The sequence below is a fragment of the Pedobacter sp. GR22-10 genome (genome assembly GCF_026239715.1).
In the GTDB taxonomy this organism is placed as follows: Bacteria; Bacteroidota; Bacteroidia; order Sphingobacteriales; family Sphingobacteriaceae; genus Pedobacter.
On record NZ_JAPIVR010000002.1, the window covers coordinates 192,740 to 210,619 of the forward strand.

10 protein-coding genes are annotated in these 17,880 nt (G+C 41.6%); 8 read left to right on the forward strand and 2 right to left on the reverse strand.

All coding sequences use genetic code 11. The features are described 5' to 3' along the window. Window positions 1-6 precede the first annotated feature (6 nt). A complete protein-coding gene (gene uvrA, locus OQX64_RS08340; RefSeq protein ID WP_265818415.1) occupies window positions 7-2,514 on the forward strand; it encodes an excinuclease ABC subunit UvrA in 2,508 nt (835 codons plus the stop codon). Window positions 2,515-2,647: 133 nt separating this feature from the next. Here the strand turns inward: uvrA and OQX64_RS08345 are convergent, their stop codons facing one another. Continuing rightward, window positions 2,648-3,256 carry a GIN domain-containing protein gene (locus tag OQX64_RS08345; RefSeq protein WP_265818416.1) on the reverse strand — a complete coding sequence of 203 codons (609 nt, stop codon included), beginning with the start codon at window positions 3,254-3,256 and terminating at the stop codon, window positions 2,648-2,650. A 287-nt stretch (window positions 3,257-3,543) separates the two neighbouring features. Between OQX64_RS08345 and OQX64_RS08350 the strand changes: the two genes are divergently transcribed. Next, complete coding sequence (locus OQX64_RS08350; RefSeq protein WP_265818417.1) at window positions 3,544-4,461, forward strand: hypothetical protein; 918 nt, start codon at window positions 3,544-3,546, stop codon at window positions 4,459-4,461. An 88-nt stretch (window positions 4,462-4,549) separates the two neighbouring features. Here the strand turns inward: OQX64_RS08350 and OQX64_RS08355 are convergent, their stop codons facing one another. Beyond that, on the reverse strand, window positions 4,550-7,345 hold the full coding sequence (locus OQX64_RS08355) for a substrate-binding domain-containing protein (RefSeq protein ID WP_265818418.1): 2,796 nt from the start codon (window positions 7,343-7,345) through the stop codon (window positions 4,550-4,552). A 252-nt stretch (window positions 7,346-7,597) separates the two neighbouring features. On the opposite strand from OQX64_RS08355, the gene OQX64_RS08360 reads away from it, so the two are divergent. The 6 genes from OQX64_RS08360 (at window position 7,598) to OQX64_RS08385 (ending at window position 17,880) form a co-directional block, all read left to right on the forward strand. Further along, window positions 7,598-8,932, forward strand: a complete 1,335-nt coding sequence (locus OQX64_RS08360) for a sugar porter family MFS transporter (RefSeq protein WP_088302335.1) — start codon at window positions 7,598-7,600, stop codon at window positions 8,930-8,932. A 7-nt stretch (window positions 8,933-8,939) separates the two neighbouring features. Continuing rightward, window positions 8,940-9,899 carry a carbohydrate kinase family protein gene (locus OQX64_RS08365; protein WP_265818419.1) on the forward strand — a complete coding sequence of 320 codons (960 nt, stop codon included), beginning with the start codon at window positions 8,940-8,942 and terminating at the stop codon, window positions 9,897-9,899. 76 nt (window positions 9,900-9,975) lie between these two features. Next, window positions 9,976-13,047: a SusC/RagA family TonB-linked outer membrane protein gene (locus OQX64_RS08370; protein WP_265818420.1), complete on the forward strand. Its 3,072-nt coding sequence runs from the start codon at window positions 9,976-9,978 to the stop codon at window positions 13,045-13,047. A 155-nt stretch (window positions 13,048-13,202) separates the two neighbouring features. After that, window positions 13,203-14,900 carry a RagB/SusD family nutrient uptake outer membrane protein gene (locus OQX64_RS08375; RefSeq protein WP_265818421.1) on the forward strand — a complete coding sequence of 566 codons (1,698 nt, stop codon included), beginning with the start codon at window positions 13,203-13,205 and terminating at the stop codon, window positions 14,898-14,900. Between the two features lie 19 nt (window positions 14,901-14,919). Then, window positions 14,920-16,296, forward strand: coding sequence for a DUF4960 domain-containing protein (locus OQX64_RS08380; RefSeq protein ID WP_265818422.1), 1,377 nt, complete (start codon window positions 14,920-14,922; stop codon window positions 16,294-16,296). A gap of 24 nt (window positions 16,297-16,320) precedes the next feature. Further along, the gene (locus OQX64_RS08385; protein ID WP_265818423.1) at window positions 16,321-17,880 is read left to right on the forward strand and encodes a glycoside hydrolase family 32 protein; all 1,560 of its coding nucleotides are present in this window, start codon (window positions 16,321-16,323) and stop codon (window positions 17,878-17,880) included.

Here is a 17,880-nt window from a genome sequence, read left to right on the forward strand (position 1 = left end):
AAAGTAATGGCAATAGATAAGCAGAGTAGCATGATCAGGGTTCGTGGAGCCAGAGAAAATAATTTAAAAGACATTAACCTGGACATTCCACGGGATAAGCTGGTGGTATTTACAGGTGTATCCGGTTCGGGAAAATCTTCACTCGCATTTGGAACCTTATATGCGGAAGCACAGCGAAGGTACCTGGAGTCTGTTTCTCCCTATGCCAGAAGATTATTTAACCAAATGAGTGTGCCGGATGTAGACACGATAGATGGTCTTCCACCGGCGGTAGCCCTCCAGCAACAACGGGGCGGAACAAGTACCAGGTCATCAGTAGGAAGCGTAACTACCTTGTCGAATTTAATGAGAATGCTTTTTTCCAGAGCAGGAGATTACCCTGAACACCAGGAAATTATATATGCAGAAGGCTTCTCTCCCAATACCCCTCAGGGTGCATGCCCTGAATGCCATGGACTGGGCAGTGTGTTTGAGATCACGGAAAGCACGATGGTGCCTAATGATCAGCTGACGATCCGGGAGCGGGCGATTGCATCATGGCCGCTGGCCTGGCAAGGCCAGAATCAGCGGGATATCCTGGTATCTATGGGTTATAATGTTGATATTCCGTGGAAAGACCTTCCAAAAAAAGATCGCGAATGGATTCTCTTTACAGAGGAAACGCCAACCGTTCCGGTATACCCGGGATACTCTCCAAAAGAAACTGCCGAAGCGATCAAAAACAAAAGAACACCCGATTACATGGGTACTTTCATCGGCGCAAAACCCTATATCCTTAAAACCTTTTCATCCAGCCAATCTGAGCTGATGAAGAAAAGGGTAAGTCAATATATGCGAAGTGCTGTTTGTCCGCTTTGCGAAGGCAAGCGGCTTAAAAAAGAATCGTTATCAGTTAAATTTGATGGAAAGGATATTGCTACAATCTCCAGGCTATCTTTAGCTGAACTAGCCAAAATTTTCGAAAAGCATGCCCAGCTAGGAAAAAATAAACGATCGGCAGAAAAGCAAATTGTTACCGGTCGTATTTCTTCAGATATCCTATCGCGGATTAAAGTCATGCTTGAGCTTGGCCTTGGCTACCTGAGTATGGAGCGCACCACACCTACCCTTTCTCCTGGTGAGCTTCAACGCCTGCGACTGGCTACCCAGGTACATTCTAATTTATTCGGGGTTATTTATGTGCTTGATGAACCTTCTGCCGGACTCCACCCTGCAGATACCAGGGCTTTATTGGGTATTCTTGACAAATTAAAGGCTGCCGGGAACACCATTTTTGTGGTGGAGCACGAGCTTGAGGTCATTAAACATGCCGACTGGATTATTGATGTGGGTCCTATGGCTGGTGAGGAGGGCGGTTACATTTTATACAGCGGGCTGCCTGAGGGGCTAAAAAAAGTTAAAAGATCACAAACTTCAGCTTTCCTGTTTAATCAGGAAGTGAGGAAAATGACTAATCCACGAATACCTACAGGCTGGCTGAGTATCAAAGATGGGTCTCGGCACAACCTGAAAAATTTAAATATCGATTTCCCCCTTGGTGTGATGACTTGTGTAACCGGAATTTCTGGTTCTGGCAAAAGCAGTTTGGTAAGTCAGTTGCTGGTAGAACTGGTTGCTAAAGGCCTCCATCAAAAAACTGAAGATCAAACAGATGAAATTACAGATGGACCGCAAATTACTGATACGGGCTCCATTAAAGGAAGCATAACCGCAGGCATGGAGCAACTGTCCAGGCTAATTGTAGTAGACCAGCGTCCGATTGGACGCACGCCCAGATCAAATCTGGCCACCTATACCGGTCTTTTTGATCATGTGAGAAAGCGTTTTGCCGAAGTTCCACTCGCCAAAAAGCGAAAATATGATGCGGGCCGGTTTTCATTTAACGTTGCAAAAGGACGCTGTCCACATTGCCTTGGTGAAGGTTTTGTAATGGTTGAATTGCTTTTTTTGCCAAGCGTGTATACGCCCTGTCCTACCTGTAAAGGCACCAGGTATAATGCAGATACACTTGAAGTAATTTATAAGGAAAAAAACATTGCACAGGTATTGGAAATGACCGTAGCGGAAGCCTGCAACTTTTTTGATGAAGATCCGCTTATTTACCGGGCATTGGATATTGTCAGGGAAGTTGGGTTGGGATACCTCAAGCTGGGGCAGGCCGCAACAGAACTTTCAGGAGGCGAAGCGCAGCGTATTAAACTGGCAACCGAACTCCAAAAGAATCAGAAAGGATCTGCCATTTACATTCTGGATGAGCCAACTACAGGCTTGCATCCCGCAGATGTTGAACGGTTATTGATTCAGCTCCACAAACTGGCTGATGCCGGAAATACGATTGTACTGGTAGAACATGATATGCAGGTAATCGCACAAAGCGACTGGCTGATTGATGTTGGACCAGGTGCAGGTGATGCAGGTGGAAAAATAGTTTATACCGGAACTTTAAATGGACTTGCAAAATGTAAAAACAGCAAAACAGCACCATTTTTAGCGAACTATTTAAATGGGCAGTAATTTTGAACAAATCAATATTTTAGAATTTATAATTATCCATCATTTAAAAAAAATCAAACACAATTCTTTATTACGCAAAAGAGCCTGAACCATCTTGCTGATGATCCAGGCTCTTTTAAAATGATGCTATAAATTATTTAGCGAGCAATGCTGTTTGAGGTGCATTAAAAAGAGCCTCTGATGCATAAGACTCTGATTTCATACAGGCAAAATTGTTCATTCTTACATTTTTCATATTGCTGGCAATAAGCGTGCTGTGTACTGCTGTACCATTTAATTTTACCACTGCCTCTTCTTTCACAACCATATAAAGACTTTTCGCAGTTGTTTTAATGTTAGCATTCGCACCCTGACTGATAAAGAGCTGAAGATTATTGACATCAAAGTTATTGCTCGTCACTACTACAGATCCTCCGTAAGCCTCTATCCTTTCCAGATCTTTCAGTGTAAGTTTAATCACCACTTCATTGGTTTCTTCTGAATTGATAAACAAGGTTTTTCCGTTGGTTGATATAGAAGTTTTGGTTGCATCATAATTCTCTGTTTCAGTAACACCTTGGGTTTTACCTTGTGTAAGCACAAGCTTAACATTTCCACTTACCCAGATGCGATTAACGGTTGATAATTTAACATTCATTGTGGTTGATGAAACCGGTTCGGATGCGAAGGCGGTTAATCCTGTTGAAGAGAGTACTGCTGCTGTAATTGCTACTGCGAATAATGTTTTGGCTAAAGTTTTCATATCTGTATGTTTTAGATTTTTTATTTTGTTTTTTGTTAATGAGACGCTGTCGCACCCAAAACGTTGCACAAAAAAACCTTGTATTATACCAGCGCAAGTAACTTCCAGACTAACGGCTCTTATTTCTCGACGAACCGGAGGTAACCGCTCCGGCTTTAAGTATGATAACCTGTAAATAGGTATCTGAACCATCACCAGTAATAGTTCAATAATTAGTGTAAAATTAAAGATGTACTTCACTGAGAATCAAATAAGAATCCTATCTTACACTTTCCAAATATGTTATTATGATTAAACGTCTCTCATCCTTACTCCTTTTACTGGTTTTATTTATCGGTTGCAAAAAAAAGGATTTACCACCTGAGATTAAACTTTTTGATGATCAGTACAAAAATCTACAATTAAACAGCGGTTTTAAAAATAACAATTTTACCATCAACGGATCAGATTGGTCAGTTGAATATGTGAAAGATGCGCTTTCAGGAGAGGTGTTTCTGGATCAGGCCGGCAAACCCGCAATATTGAAATCGTTAGGTAGTGTATCATTACAAAATGGATGGCTGAAATTAGAAAGAAAGCAAGCAGGTGATCAGCTTATTTTGTCATTGGAGGAGAATTTAAGTACTCATCCAAGAAAATTTCTGATCGGAATTCTTTCTGATGGAAATCGGGGTCAACTCTCTTTTACCCAAAGCCGTGGTCAGGGTTACGCAATTGTGAATAAACAAATTACAGAGATTCCGGGAAGCAGAAAAGAATACACCACTAACGAGGGTTTATATCCGGTAACCGTTACCAACAATGATTGGGTAGCAAAATATATAGATATTTCAGATATCTACAGAGATGTGAAGCATATGTCTGAATTCACTAGTGATGATGATAACGCATTCAATTGGGTAAATACACAGGATACAACAGTTTTTATGCAGGACATTCTGATAGATAACAAAGTTTACTGGTCACAAAGTGTACCTTATAAAAAGGGGCAGTCATTAACGCCTTATGTAAAAACCGGAGGTGGCAAAATTGAAATGCTGGTTAAAGCAAATAGCAGTGTTAATGTCAAAGGAAAGATAACCTACCTGTCACGAGAAAGCGATTATTCCTTTACGATTAAAAATCTGACTTCAGGTAATACCTTTGATGTGTCAGGCAAATGGAAACAGAAAGTACCAATATCAACAAGCGTTGAAATATATTAACGATTGATTCGTGATGGATTTACTCATCTTTCTGAAGTGATCATACCGGAATTCGTTTACATTTCCTTCTTTATCATACCGCTTTAAATTAACTGCTTTGCTTTTTTTTAAATTCGCTTGGACTTATTCCATATTTACTTTTAAATAAAGTTGAAAAATAGGTTGGTGAAGAAATGCCTACTTTAAATGCAATTTCTGAAATCGAATAATCTTCATTTATTAAGAGGTAGCTTGCTTTTTTTAGCCTGCGGTTAAGAATATAATCGGTAATGCTACAGTTAAGTAAAGCCTTTACTTTTCTATAAAGCTGAATACGGGAAATGCCAATTGTCTTGGCCAGATCCTCCACGCTCAAGGCTTCATTACTGAGATGATGCTCCACAATTCCGGCAAAATCATTGAGAAATTTCCTATCCAGTACACTCAGCGTTGATTTCTTTTCGGTGTTGCTGCTGATATCACTGATATAATGTTCTTTCAATATCATACGGTTCATAAGCAGGTTCTGAATATTTGCCAGCAGATAATCAAAATGAAAAGGTTTGGTCATGTAAATATCGGCCATGCTATTTATGCCTTCAATCTGTTGTTCGGGGCTACCTTGAGCAGTAAGTAAAATGATGGGAATGTGCGATGTACGAAGGTCAGTCTTTAGTGTTTTTGCGATCTCCTTACCCGACATTCCGGGGATGACTACATCAGAAACAATTACATCAGGAATTTTCTCAAAAGCCTCATGCAGCCCCTGATTCCCCGTAGATGCAGTAAAAACCTCATAATTGGCTGCAAATTTTTCACGAAGATAATTCAACAAATCGATGTTATCCTCAATGATCAGGACAGCGTACTCTTTTATATATTCCTGAATCAAATTTTGTGGCTTTTCCTCAACCGGTAGATCCTCTGTAATGAAAACTTTAACCTGTTCAGCTAAGGTGCTGCTACGGTCAGCTGCATATAGGGCTAAATGTTCTCCGATCACCGTTTTTCCATAAGGCAGCACAACCGTGAAAGTGCTTCCCTTCCATTTACTGCTTTGTACTTCAATAGTCCCCCCGTGTAAGTAAACGAGTTCACGTGTTAGAGAAAGTCCGAGGCCAGACCCTCTTGATTCGTTGGTATTGGATTGATAAAACTGATCCCACACATGATGTACCTCCTCCTGAGTCATGCCACTACCATTATCCGTAACCTCTATGGAAAAATCATTTTCTCCACCTGATAATTTCACCTGTATCTTACCGTGACTTGGTGTAAATTTCAATGCATTACTTAACAGATTCAAAATCACCTTTTCCAGGATGTTAGTATCAAAATTGGCCACAATATCTTCTTGAGGTCCGGAAAGCTTTAAAGCAATATCCTTTTTTGATGCCCAGTAGCGAAAGCTTTCTACAATTTCATTTAAAAATGACTGCACCTTATTTCTGGTTGGATGTACCTGGAATTTTTGATGTCCGATTTTTCTGTAATCAATAAGTTCGTTCACAAGCTTAAGGAGGCGATATGCATTCTTCTGGATCATAATAAGTTCCCTTTTTTCTCCGGCATTGATATTGCTATTTTTAAGCAGATCTTCTAATGGAGATAGTATCAGGGTAAGAGGAGTTCTAAACTCATGTGATATATTGGTAAAAAAATTCAGCTTATCTTCGGTTGCAGCTTCAATCTTTGCTGAAGCATCCAGCAGCTGATTGCGTTGATCCAGTATCTCGGCATTTTTTTGTTCCAGGCTTTTGTTGATTTTCCTGTTCTCCAATAAGGAAAAGAATGCCAGTCCGCCAAATATCACGGCTAAAACAAGTGTAATGACAATAATGTTGAGCACCAACTTTTGACTATCATAAATCTGGAGCTGATCGGCCAACATCGTTTGCTGGCGTTCGATATCTTTTTGCTGACTTGATACCTTGGCCCATTGAAGTTTCATTAATTGCACCGATGTACTGTCTATCACTAAACTCTGCAGAATGTTTTCTTTTGAAAAGGGCTCTTTATTGAGAATTTTAAAAGCGATATTAATGGCTTCCTTTCCTCCTGTAGGATATAAAACACTGGCTGTAATTTTTTTATCACTTACCATCTGTAGTCCGCCGCCTGCACCGGGAAGGGCATCCACACCAATTACCTTGATGGGTTTACTTGATTTATGGTGGCGAAGAAATGCTCTTGCACTTGCGGCCATAACATCATTGTGGGCAAAGATGGCATCTGAGGCTAATATTTTTTCCTTGTTTTTACCCAGTTCCTGGTATGTACTGCCGGCGATCCAGTTGCCATAAAGCTGCGATTCCAGCTTTATTCCCGGGAAATTACGAAGTTCATCAGAGAATCCCTTGTCGCGTTCTATGGCTGGTGAAGATCCCGGCAGTCCAAGTATTTCAACCACCTTTCCCTTTCCATGTAACAGTTTATTGATGTATTGCCCGGCCATTTTCCCTACCTGATAGTTCTCTGCACCTACATAAGCGGTATATTGTGTGGAGGATGTTTTGCGATCCAGCACAATTACAGGTATTCCTTTATCATAAACCTGTTCAACAATAGCGGTTAAGGGAGAAGCCTCATTTGGAGATATAATTAAAAGATCAATACCATCACTGATCATTTTTTCCACTTGTTGAATTTGCTTCTTGCTGCTGTTGTTCGCATCCATATAAATGAAGTTGGTTCCCGAACGCAGGGAAAGTTCCATTTTCATTTCTTCGAGCATGGTCTTCCGCCATAAATCAGATCCCACACATTGGGAAAAACCGATAGTGAACTTTTTCGCTTCCTGTTTTTTGAAGCAGGAAGTGAGAAAAAACAGGCAAAAGATCAGGCTCGAAATGCGAATATTAAAACGTTGTATTGGATAAGTTTTAAAGAATATCTGGTTATTCATCTACTAAAGCTAGAGATTACTTTTCAATTTCGGAAACGCCGGATAAATCCCATCAGGCAGACATGTAACCATATTTAAAGAATTGTGTTCAAATATTGAAAGTATGGGGCATCCCCAAGCAATAAATTAAATTAATATACTGATTTACAAATAGTTGAATTATTTAATTTTTTAGAGGTTTTTGAAAGATTTTTAATAGCAGGCTTTTCTCATTTGGTATAATTTGCAACCCTTAACCAATAATAAACTTTTATGAAAAAACACTCTGTCCTGGCATGGTCCATGGTTGTGGCCTTAGGCGGCTTTTTGTTTGGCTTTGACACAGCGGTGATTTCCGGTGCTGAAAAATCTATTCAGGAATTCTGGAACCTCTCTGCATTCGCCCACGGACTTACCATATCCATCGCACTTATAGGAACAGTAATCGGCTCATTGGTGGGATCACGTCCCTCTGATTATTTCGGCAGAAAAAACACACTTTATTTTGTAGCACTGGCTTATCTGCTATCATCTGTAGGTACTGCACTTGCAGATAATTGGTATATATTTTTGATCTTTCGCCTGCTTGGCGGACTTGGTGTGGGCATCTCCTCTGTAACCGCACCCATTTACATATCAGAAGTGTCACCCGCCCACAGACGGGGCACACTGGTTGGTCTTTTTCAGTTTAATGTGGTATTAGGAATACTGATTTCCTATCTTTCAAACTATTTATTAAGTCAGGGTGGTGATGCTTCCTGGCGATGGATGCTTGGCGTTCAGGCATTTCCATCAATCATTTTTTTAGTACTGATTATCTTTATCCCCGAAAGCCCGAGATGGCTTATACTTAAACGAGGTGCATACGATAAAGCACTGGAAATTCTGCGCATCATCAATCCACTAAACTGCAATGAAGAACTTGCCGCTATACAGAAGTCAGGTCAGGATATGCAACAAAATAAATCATCTGACGGACTTTTTTCAGGCAAGTACAAAACACCTGTTATCCTGGCCGTGCTTTTTGCATTCTTCAACCAGGTATCGGGAATAAATGCTATCATTTATTATGCGCCAAGAATTTTTGAAATGGCAGGACTTGGTGCACATTCTTCGCTTTTATCTACTGTGGGTATCGGAATGGTCAATTTCATCTTCACGCTACTGGCCATTAACATTATCGATAAAGTTGGTCGAAAAACCTTGATGCTGATTGGTTCTGTAGGTCTTATTGTATCTCTTGGACTTGTTGCATTTGCTTTTCTGGGCGGTTCATCCAGCGGTTTCGAAATCCCGATTTATGTCATGCTCTTCATTGCCTTCTTTGCTTTTTCTCAGGGCGCGGTGATTTGGGTATTCATTTCTGAAATCTTTCCCAATCAGGTCAGGGCAAAAGGACAAACCCTCGGCAGTTCTACCCATTGGGTAATGGCAGCACTAATTGCATTTTGCTTTCCCTACCTGGCAGAATCATTCGGAGGTGCAAATATATTTTTCTTTTTCTCTGCAATGATGGTCCTACAGTTGGTGTTCGTTTGGAAAATGATGCCTGAAACAAAAGGCAAGTCACTCGAGCAGATCGGAGAAAATGTTGTTTTGATGCATTAATTGATATATGAATAATATGATAAATAATCCAAACTATAGTTCTACTCCAGCTACATGTTATGGAGAAATTCTGTGGGATGTACTGCCAGACGGTCCACAGCCTGGAGGGGCGCCGTTGAATGTTGCTTATCACCTTAATAAGCTTGGCATGGACTCAAGTCTGATCACCCGGATTGGGAACGATGAAAATGGACAGAAACTTGTTGAATTGATGGAAAACTGGGGAATAAACACAGGGCTTTTACAAGTTGATAAGCAATATGAAACCAGCCAGGTTCTGGCCAGAATGAACAATGGCAATGAAGTAAGTTATGAGATCGTGTTTCCGGTGGCCTGGGATTTTATTGATCAAAGTCAGCAACTGCTCCAGCACATCAAACCATCAACTTACTTTATTTTCGGAAGTTTAGCGTCCAGAAATGAAACCTCAAGGAATACCCTTTATCATCTTTTGGATAATGATGCCATTAAAGTATTTGATATTAATCTCCGTCCACCTTTTATCAATCAGGCGCAATTAGGTCATTTATTATCGAAAGCAGACATTGTCAAGTTTAATGAGGCGGAACTGGGTATTGTACAAATCATGTTCGGAGGTTCTTTGAAAGGGGAAGCGGATAAAGTACGGTTTATACAAGACCGGTTTAACATCCCAGAAGTTATTGTAACCAAAGGTGAGTTTGGTGCCTCATACTATAATTTTGACAAAACCTATAATGTTTGGGGAAATGAGGTAAAAGTAAAGGATACCATTGGCAGCGGTGATTCCTTTCTAGCGGCCTTTATTGCGGCCCACAACCGCCGGGATCAACCCTTGCAAATCCTGAAGAAAGCAATTGCGATGGGTGCATTTATCGCAACCAAGAAAGGCGGATGCCCTGAATACAATTTTGACGAATACCAGGCCTTTTATAACGAATTATTTACGACAAAACCTGACAGTAACAGTGCGCATACTGCTGCTTAGAGGTTAAAAAAGAAATAAACTATAACCGGCAAATGCTGATTATATAGAAAAAACTAACCATTATAAACCATATTTTATGAGAAAAGTAATACTTTGCTGTGTTCTCGTGTTTTGCTTTATGGCAAGTACATATGCACAAATCCGAAACATTACCGGGACGGTCACCGATAAATCCTCAAAACCTGTTCCGGGGGCTTCCGTCTATAATGTAGAAACGGGTAAGTCCACCCAAACAGACGAAAAAGGGAAGTTTTTAATCCAGGCTGCAGCGGGGCAAACCCTCCGGTTTATTTACATGGGTGCCCAGACGGTCAGTTCAAAGGTTGGCCCTACCGCTGTAGTAGACGCGCAACTCGAAGTCTCTGCCACCAACCTGAATGATGTGGTGGTAACGGGCTACCAGACGGAAAGGAAAAAAGATCTGACAGGTGATGTGGCCATTGTAGATGTAGATGAACTTAAAAAGCAATCTGTAGCCAATCCAATGAAAGCATTGCAAGGACAGGTAGCGGGCGTATACATCACAGGAAACGGAGCGCCCAGCGCTCCGGCAACCATTCGAATCAGGGGTATCGGAACTTTAAATAACAACGACCCCCTATACATTATTGATGGCGTACCCACAAAATCAGGCATGCATGAACTTAATCAGGCAGATATTGAATCCATGCAGATTCTTAAAGATGCTTCGTCTGCCAGTATCTATGGTGCCAGGGCAGGAAACGGTGTAATCGTTATCACAACTAAAAAAGGAAAAACAGGTAAGACACAGTTGAGTGGGAATGCGTATTCATCGCTTTCAACTTATGTCAATAAATTAGAGATGCTGGATGCAGAAGGTTATGGTAAAATTTTGTGGCAGGCCTATGTCAACAAAAACCTCGACCCCAATTCGAACGGATTGCGTTATCAATTCGACTGGAAGGTTGATCCAAACACCAATCAGCCCGTATTGAATAAGGTACTTTTACCCGAATTTCTAAACTCGACACAAACCCTTCGCACTTCAAATACAGATTGGTTTAAAGAAGTATCTCAGCTTGGTATTATTCAGAACTATGATGCCCAGGTTTCAAGCGGAACTGAAAACGGACACTACTTACTTTCACTCGGCTACTTTGACAACAAAGGTATTGTAAGAACGACCGGATTTAACCGTATTTCAGCGAGAATAAATTCAGACTATAAGTTATTCAATGGTGGATTAACGATAGGTCAGAACCTGAGCGTAACCAAAACAAAAGAAGTTGCTGCAGACATTATTAATTCTGCACTACAGGCATTGCCTATTATACCGGTTCATACCGTAGATGGCATAGGCTGGGGTGGTCCTGTTGATGGGATGAACGATCGCCAGAATCCTGTTCGGGTACTGGAAGATAATCAACAAAATGGCTATGACTTCATGAGGTTGTTTGGTAATTTCTTTGCAGATGTTAAAATCGCTAAGGGTTTGACATTCAAATCCAATTTCGGGATTGATTACGGTGACTATACCAGCAGGAACTGGCAAAAAAAATACCAGAGCGGTTACCTGGTTAATGATGTAAACAAAGTAATCAATACCCAGACACACAACGTGAAAACCACCTGGACAAATACCCTGAACTACAGCCTGGAGTCGGGCAATCACCGCCTGAATGCTTTTGCGGGAACAGAACACTTTGTGGAAAATAACAATACTTTTATGGCATCACGGGAAGGATTTGTTTTAGAAGATCCTGATTACCTTTATTTAGATGCGGGTACGGGCATAAAAGACAACAGTGGCAGTGGTGCAAAAAACGTGCTCATGTCTTACATAGGTAGAGCAAACTATTCTTATATGGATCGCTACCTCCTATCTGCAACCATCAGAAGAGACGGCTCTTCCAGGTTTGGAGCGAACAATAAATATGGCTGGTTCCCTGCATTCTCAGGTGCCTGGAGAATTAGCGAAGAATCTTTTATAAAGAACAATACCTCCATTGTTGACGATTTGAAACTTCATGCAGGATGGGGAAAAACCGGTAACCAGGAAATTAACAATAACGCAATTTATAATATTTACCTGTCTAACTACAATATCACTTCTTATGATATTAATGGTAACAAAAGCGGTGTGCTTCCTTCAGGGTTTTATCTGTCTCAGAATGCCAATCCAAACCTGCGTTGGGAAGCAACAGAAATGAGCAATGCCGCCCTCGACTTTTCGCTCTGGAAACAAAAATTGTATGGTAGCATTGGCTATTACCTTAAAAACACCACCGGCATCTTATTGCTTCCTCCATATATTGGTGTGTTGGGAGAAGGCGGTAATACCTATGTAAACGGGGCATCCATGCAAAACCGTGGATTTGAATTATCCCTGGGGCACAAAAGCCGCTTAACGGATGATTTAAGCATCGATGTGAACGGTAATTTCGATATGGTTAGAAATAAGGTTACCTATTTGCCTCCGGCAGTTGTAAACGCCTACGGAGGTGATGGCCAGGGACAGAATATCCTGGGAAGAACTTTTGGATCATTCTTTGGTTATGTTGCCGATGGTCTTTTCAGAACGCAGGCTGAAGTAGATAATCATGCTGCACAGCCCAACAAGGGACTTGGGCGAATCCGCTATGTGGATTTAAACAATGATGGCGTTGTCAATGCAAATGACCGTACCTGGATCGGAAATCCTTTGCCAAAATATACTTATGGCTTTAATGCAAACATCAACTACAAAAATTTTGATTTCTCTTTTCTTCTGCAGGGCATAGGTGATGTTGCTATATTAAATGAGGCCAAATCATATACGGATTTCTGGAGCGCCATTGAGTCCTCCTCAAATAAAGGGGCAAGACTATTAAATGCCTGGTCACCTTCCAATCCGAACTCCGATATTCCGGCAGTGGCACTGACAGATGATAATTTCGAATCCCGTCTTTCAACCTATTTTATAGAAAATGGATCTTATCTGAAACTGAGAAATGCGCAAATTGGCTACACATTTAATAAGCAGCTAATCAGTAAGTTAAAAATGCAAAATCTTCGTGTGTACGTAGGAGGAGACAATTTAGCCATTTTAATGAAGTCAAAATCCTTCACCGGTCTGGATCCGGAAACTCCTGGGTTTGGCTACCCTAATCCATTGGTTGTTACCGCCGGAATTAATGTAAGATTTTAAATAATTGAAGATTTTATTATGAAACCATCATGATTTTGCCAACCACAATACCAATCAATAAACCGAGCTTGCGAGTTCTTGAACACTAAAGCACGATAGAAACATGTGAAAAAAATCATGATAGCTTCATTACCATTTAAAATAACTTTAGACAAATGAAAAAATATATAATCACCCTTGCTGTCTCGCTGATATTAGCCACAGGCTGCAAAAAAGCACTTGAAGTTGGACCCAAAGGTTCGCTTAACGAAAACCAGGTTGCCACTCCGGCGCAGGCCGAGGGTTTTGTAACCGCAGCCTATTCACAACTAGGAAACGATGAAATTAACAGGGCATTTAGTATGTACCAGTATGGAAATATCCGCGCTGATGATGCCTATAAAGGCGGTGGCGGCATCAATGATGGAGATGTTTTCCATAATATGGAGACTTTTATTGCCTCCAGACCGGATCAATGGAACTATGATGTCATCTGGTTTAATATCTATGTAGGCATCAGGCGGGCAAATGAAGGCATCAGGGTGCTGAGCAAATTTAGCGAAGCGGAATATCCATTGGTTAAAACCCGTTTAGCCGAACTTCGTTTCTTACGCGGATACTGGTACCTGATGGTAGAGAACCTGTTTAAAAATATCCCGTATATTGATGATACAGTACCTTCAGATGAATACAAAAATATAAAAAACAACGCACTAACCAGGGATCAGATTCTGGAGAAGATTGCCGGTGACTTCCAGGCGGCGGCTGATGCACTACCTGCAACCCAACCACAGATCGGAAGAGCCAACAAATTTGCAGCTTATGCTTTTTTAGCAAAAACACGTTTGTTCCAGGCGTACACGCAGAATACAACACATGCCGTAACCGGAATCGACCAGAACAGGTTGCAGCAGGTTATTGATGCATCAGATCAGGTGTTGGCTTCATCCTATAAGCTACAGGCAGATTTTGCAAATAATTTCACGTCAGGAGCATTCGAGAATGGCATTGAAGCAATTATGTCTGTTCAGTTTTCCAGTAATGATGGCGCAGGACGAGGCCGGGTGAACTTCGGTGATATGCTTACGGTACCACAAGGTATCGGATGCTGCGATTTCCAAAAACCGTCACAAACGCTGATGAATGCTTTCAGAACAACAACTACCGGAATACCATTATTTGATACTTTCAACCAACAGAATGTCGATTTCGCTACAAACACAGTTGATCCACGAGTAGACCATACCATATCCAGACCCGGAGCGCCATGGAAATATGATCCGACAAGAGTGGTTACGGCAAGTTGGAGCAGGAATATTCCGCTGTACGGAACTTATAACTCGATGAAAGAAAACGTATCCCCTGATTGTGACTGTTTTATAAATGTTGCTCCGTTTTTCGGCAATACAAAAGCCAGAATTATGATCAGGTTAGCTGATGTGATGTTATTTAAAGCAGAAGCGCTGATTGAACTGGGCAGGCAAAGTGAAGCTTTACCAATTATAAATGCGATAAGAGACCGGGCATCTAAAAGCACGGCAAAACTGGTGATGGCCAATGGACAGCCCACCTCCAGATACAACGTACAGCAATATGTTCCGGGAACAAATATAGTATGGGATCAGGCAAACGCCAGAAAAGCCCTGCGATTTGAACGCCGTTTAGAAATGGCGCTGGAAGGAGAAAGGTTTTTTGATCTCATCCGATGGGGCGTAGCCGATCAGGTGATCAACTCCTTTTTTGATTCGGAAAAAAGCTTCAGAAGCATCTTTACGAGCGCGAGATTCACAAAAGGAAGGGACGAATACCTGCCAATTCCTCAGAACCAGATATTCTTTAGTGAAAACAACTATATTCAAAATCCAGGTTACTAAACCGCTAAAATATTAGAAAATGAAATTAAAGCAAATATTGAAAGCATTTTTTGCTTTTGTTATGGCCTTAACCATCCTGGGCTGCAAAAAGGATAAGAACAATGATTTTAAACTTGACAGTCAGGTACAACTCATGTCTTATTCGATTAATGGTATTGCTGCAACTATCGACCAAAAAACGGGTGCGATAAGCGTTAATGTTCCTTTTGGCACAGATATTTCAAATTTGATGCCTAAGCTGGAAATGCCGGATGGCGCAACAAGTTCTATGAATTTTACTAAACCCATCAATTTTACCGGTATTGTTGATTTCAGGGTAGTGAATGGAAATCTCTTCAAAGATTACTCCACAACGGTGAAAATTACGCCCCCACTCAAAAGCGTTTCCGTAGGCAGCTTAAAGGCATCAATTAATCACGATAACCGTACCGCAACGTTAATCCTTCCCGATGGAACAGATTTGGCTGGAATTAAACCAGTCATAGAATCAGAAGCAGATGTTGTGGTTAGCCCACTAAGTGGCACAGCACAGAACTTCAATCAACCCGTAACCTATACGTTCACTAAAGGCAATTTTACAACAAGTTACCAGGTCACCTTTATCAGCAATTCGGTAAGTGAATATGCATTTTTAGGTACGGCAAGTTCAAGATCGGCAATAACGAACCCTGACGAAAAAACAGCAAGTGACTGGTTTTTCTCCACCTACCCTACTGCAGACTATATTTCATTTGGTGCTTTAGAAACCGGAAAACGCTTTTCTAACTATAAGGTAATCTGGTGGCACTTCGATTCTGCACAGGACCTCCCAACGCAGGCTATCAGTACTTCCAGTTTAACGGCCCTGAAAGCTTACCGGAATGGAGGTGGAAGTTTGCTGTTAACCTCTTTTGCCGGCAAGTATGTTGAAGCATTAGGCGTAGTGCCAGCCGGTAAAGGGCCAAATAATGTTTTTGGCGACTTTCTCCCGAATGGATTTATCGAAAATGGCAGCGATTGGGGTATCTCTTTCAAGGGCAAGGAATCTCATCCTCTGTTTCAGGGTTTAGAAACCTATGAAACCGGTAAGGCCAACCTTCTGCAAAAGGGAACTTTCAGGCTTAACCACACAGCCTGGTGGTTTCTTCCGGAATGGGGAGGCTACATGAACGGTGCAGGATGGCGTCAGCAGACCGGTGGCATAAACCTGGCATCTGAAGCATGGGATGATAACCTTGACGGCCGCGTTGGCATTGCTGAATGGCCTCAGACCAATGGACCTGGAAATGTAGTGGTTATCACTTTTGGTGCCTACGACTGGTATTCCGAACCTCAAAATGGTGCACCTACAAGTAACAGATTTATCACCAATATTCGCAGGCTGACTAAAAATGCGATCGACTATCTAAAAAAATAATTCACAATTAAATAGTGAAATAACATGGCATTGAAAAGAATATTATTGGCAGGAATGGCGGTTTCGCTTTTCCTGTCTTGCACCAAAGAAAAAACCTACGCCCCGGCGGAACCTTTTATCGAAGAGAAATTTAACATTTTTCCGAAACCACAAATAAGCCCGAACTCTACTACAGGACAGGCCACGGGTTGGGTTGGAGATGTGATGCCCAGCTATGTGAACGGGCAGTTCGAACTGTTTTTTCTGCATGATGATCCGGATCAGGTGAAGCAAAGCAGCACTGGTCAGCATGCGATCCATAAGCTGAGCTCTAAAAACCTGCTCGATTTCAGCTATGATGGCGAGATGATTCCATATGGCAATAAATCTACACAAGATCACCTCATTGGCACAGGGTCTATGCTAAAGGCTGGAAATACCAATTACTTTTACTATACAGGTTATAATGCAAATAACAGCTGGTTGCAGAATAACAACAGCGCATTGGTTTCAGCCAATACCCGCGAAGCGATTATGTATGCCACCAGCAGCACAACCACCGGTTGGACAAAGAAGGCTGGTTTTGCGCTAAAAGCACCAGACGGTTATGCAACAACAGACTTTAGAGATCCTTATGTATTCTACAATACTGAATTTTCTAACTACTGGATGATGGTGAGTGCTCAAAAAGACAACAAAGGCGTAATTCTCGTTTACACCAGTGCCGATCCGGCAAGTGATAACTGGCAGTTAAGGGGTCCTCTTTCGGTTGAAGGCGATTACCTGATGCTCGAATGTGCGGATGTTTTTAAAATTGATGACAAGTATTTTATGCTTTTTGCAGAAGATTGGAGTTCAAGTCCGGGAACCCATTATAGGGTAGCATCGTCTTCAGCGGGGCCATGGTTGAAGCCAACAGATGGCATGGATATGTTCGACGGGCATCAGTTTTATGCCGGAAAAACTGTAAGCAATGGTACTGAACGTTATGCCTTCGGCTGGGCACACCGCCGCAGTCCGGAAAATGACAATGGCGTTCGCACCTGGGGAGGAAACCTTATCAGTCAGCAAATTACTAAGCTGGGCAATGATAAACTTGCGGTGAAAGCCCCAAATAGCGTAAAAAGTTATTTCAGTAAAGATGCAGATGCTACCGTGAGCGCTCAGATCGGCACCGTTAGCGGATCGGCCGGCAACTACACCCTAACCGGAACCTCTTCAGCTTCAGGATACAGGTTTGCAGCGCTTAACGGAACAACTATGGTTAAAGGAAAACTATCTTTAAGCAATCTTAACGGAACAGCCTCCTTAAACTTTAATGCAAAAACTGACCTTAGCGGATCCTACCAGATCAGGTTCGAACCGGCATCAAAACGTATTGCCGCCTATAATAATGGCCAGGAAGTTACCCGAGTTCCATTTGTTTTCGAACAGGGAAAAACATACGACTTTAGTATTATCGTGGATGGATCGATCATCGTACTCTATCTTAATGACCAGGTTGCTCTAACCAACAGAAGTTATAGTGCCAAAGGTACACCATGGTCGCTAACTGCTACTGGATTAGAGTTAAAAGTGACTAGTTTGAAAGTATCAACCCATTAA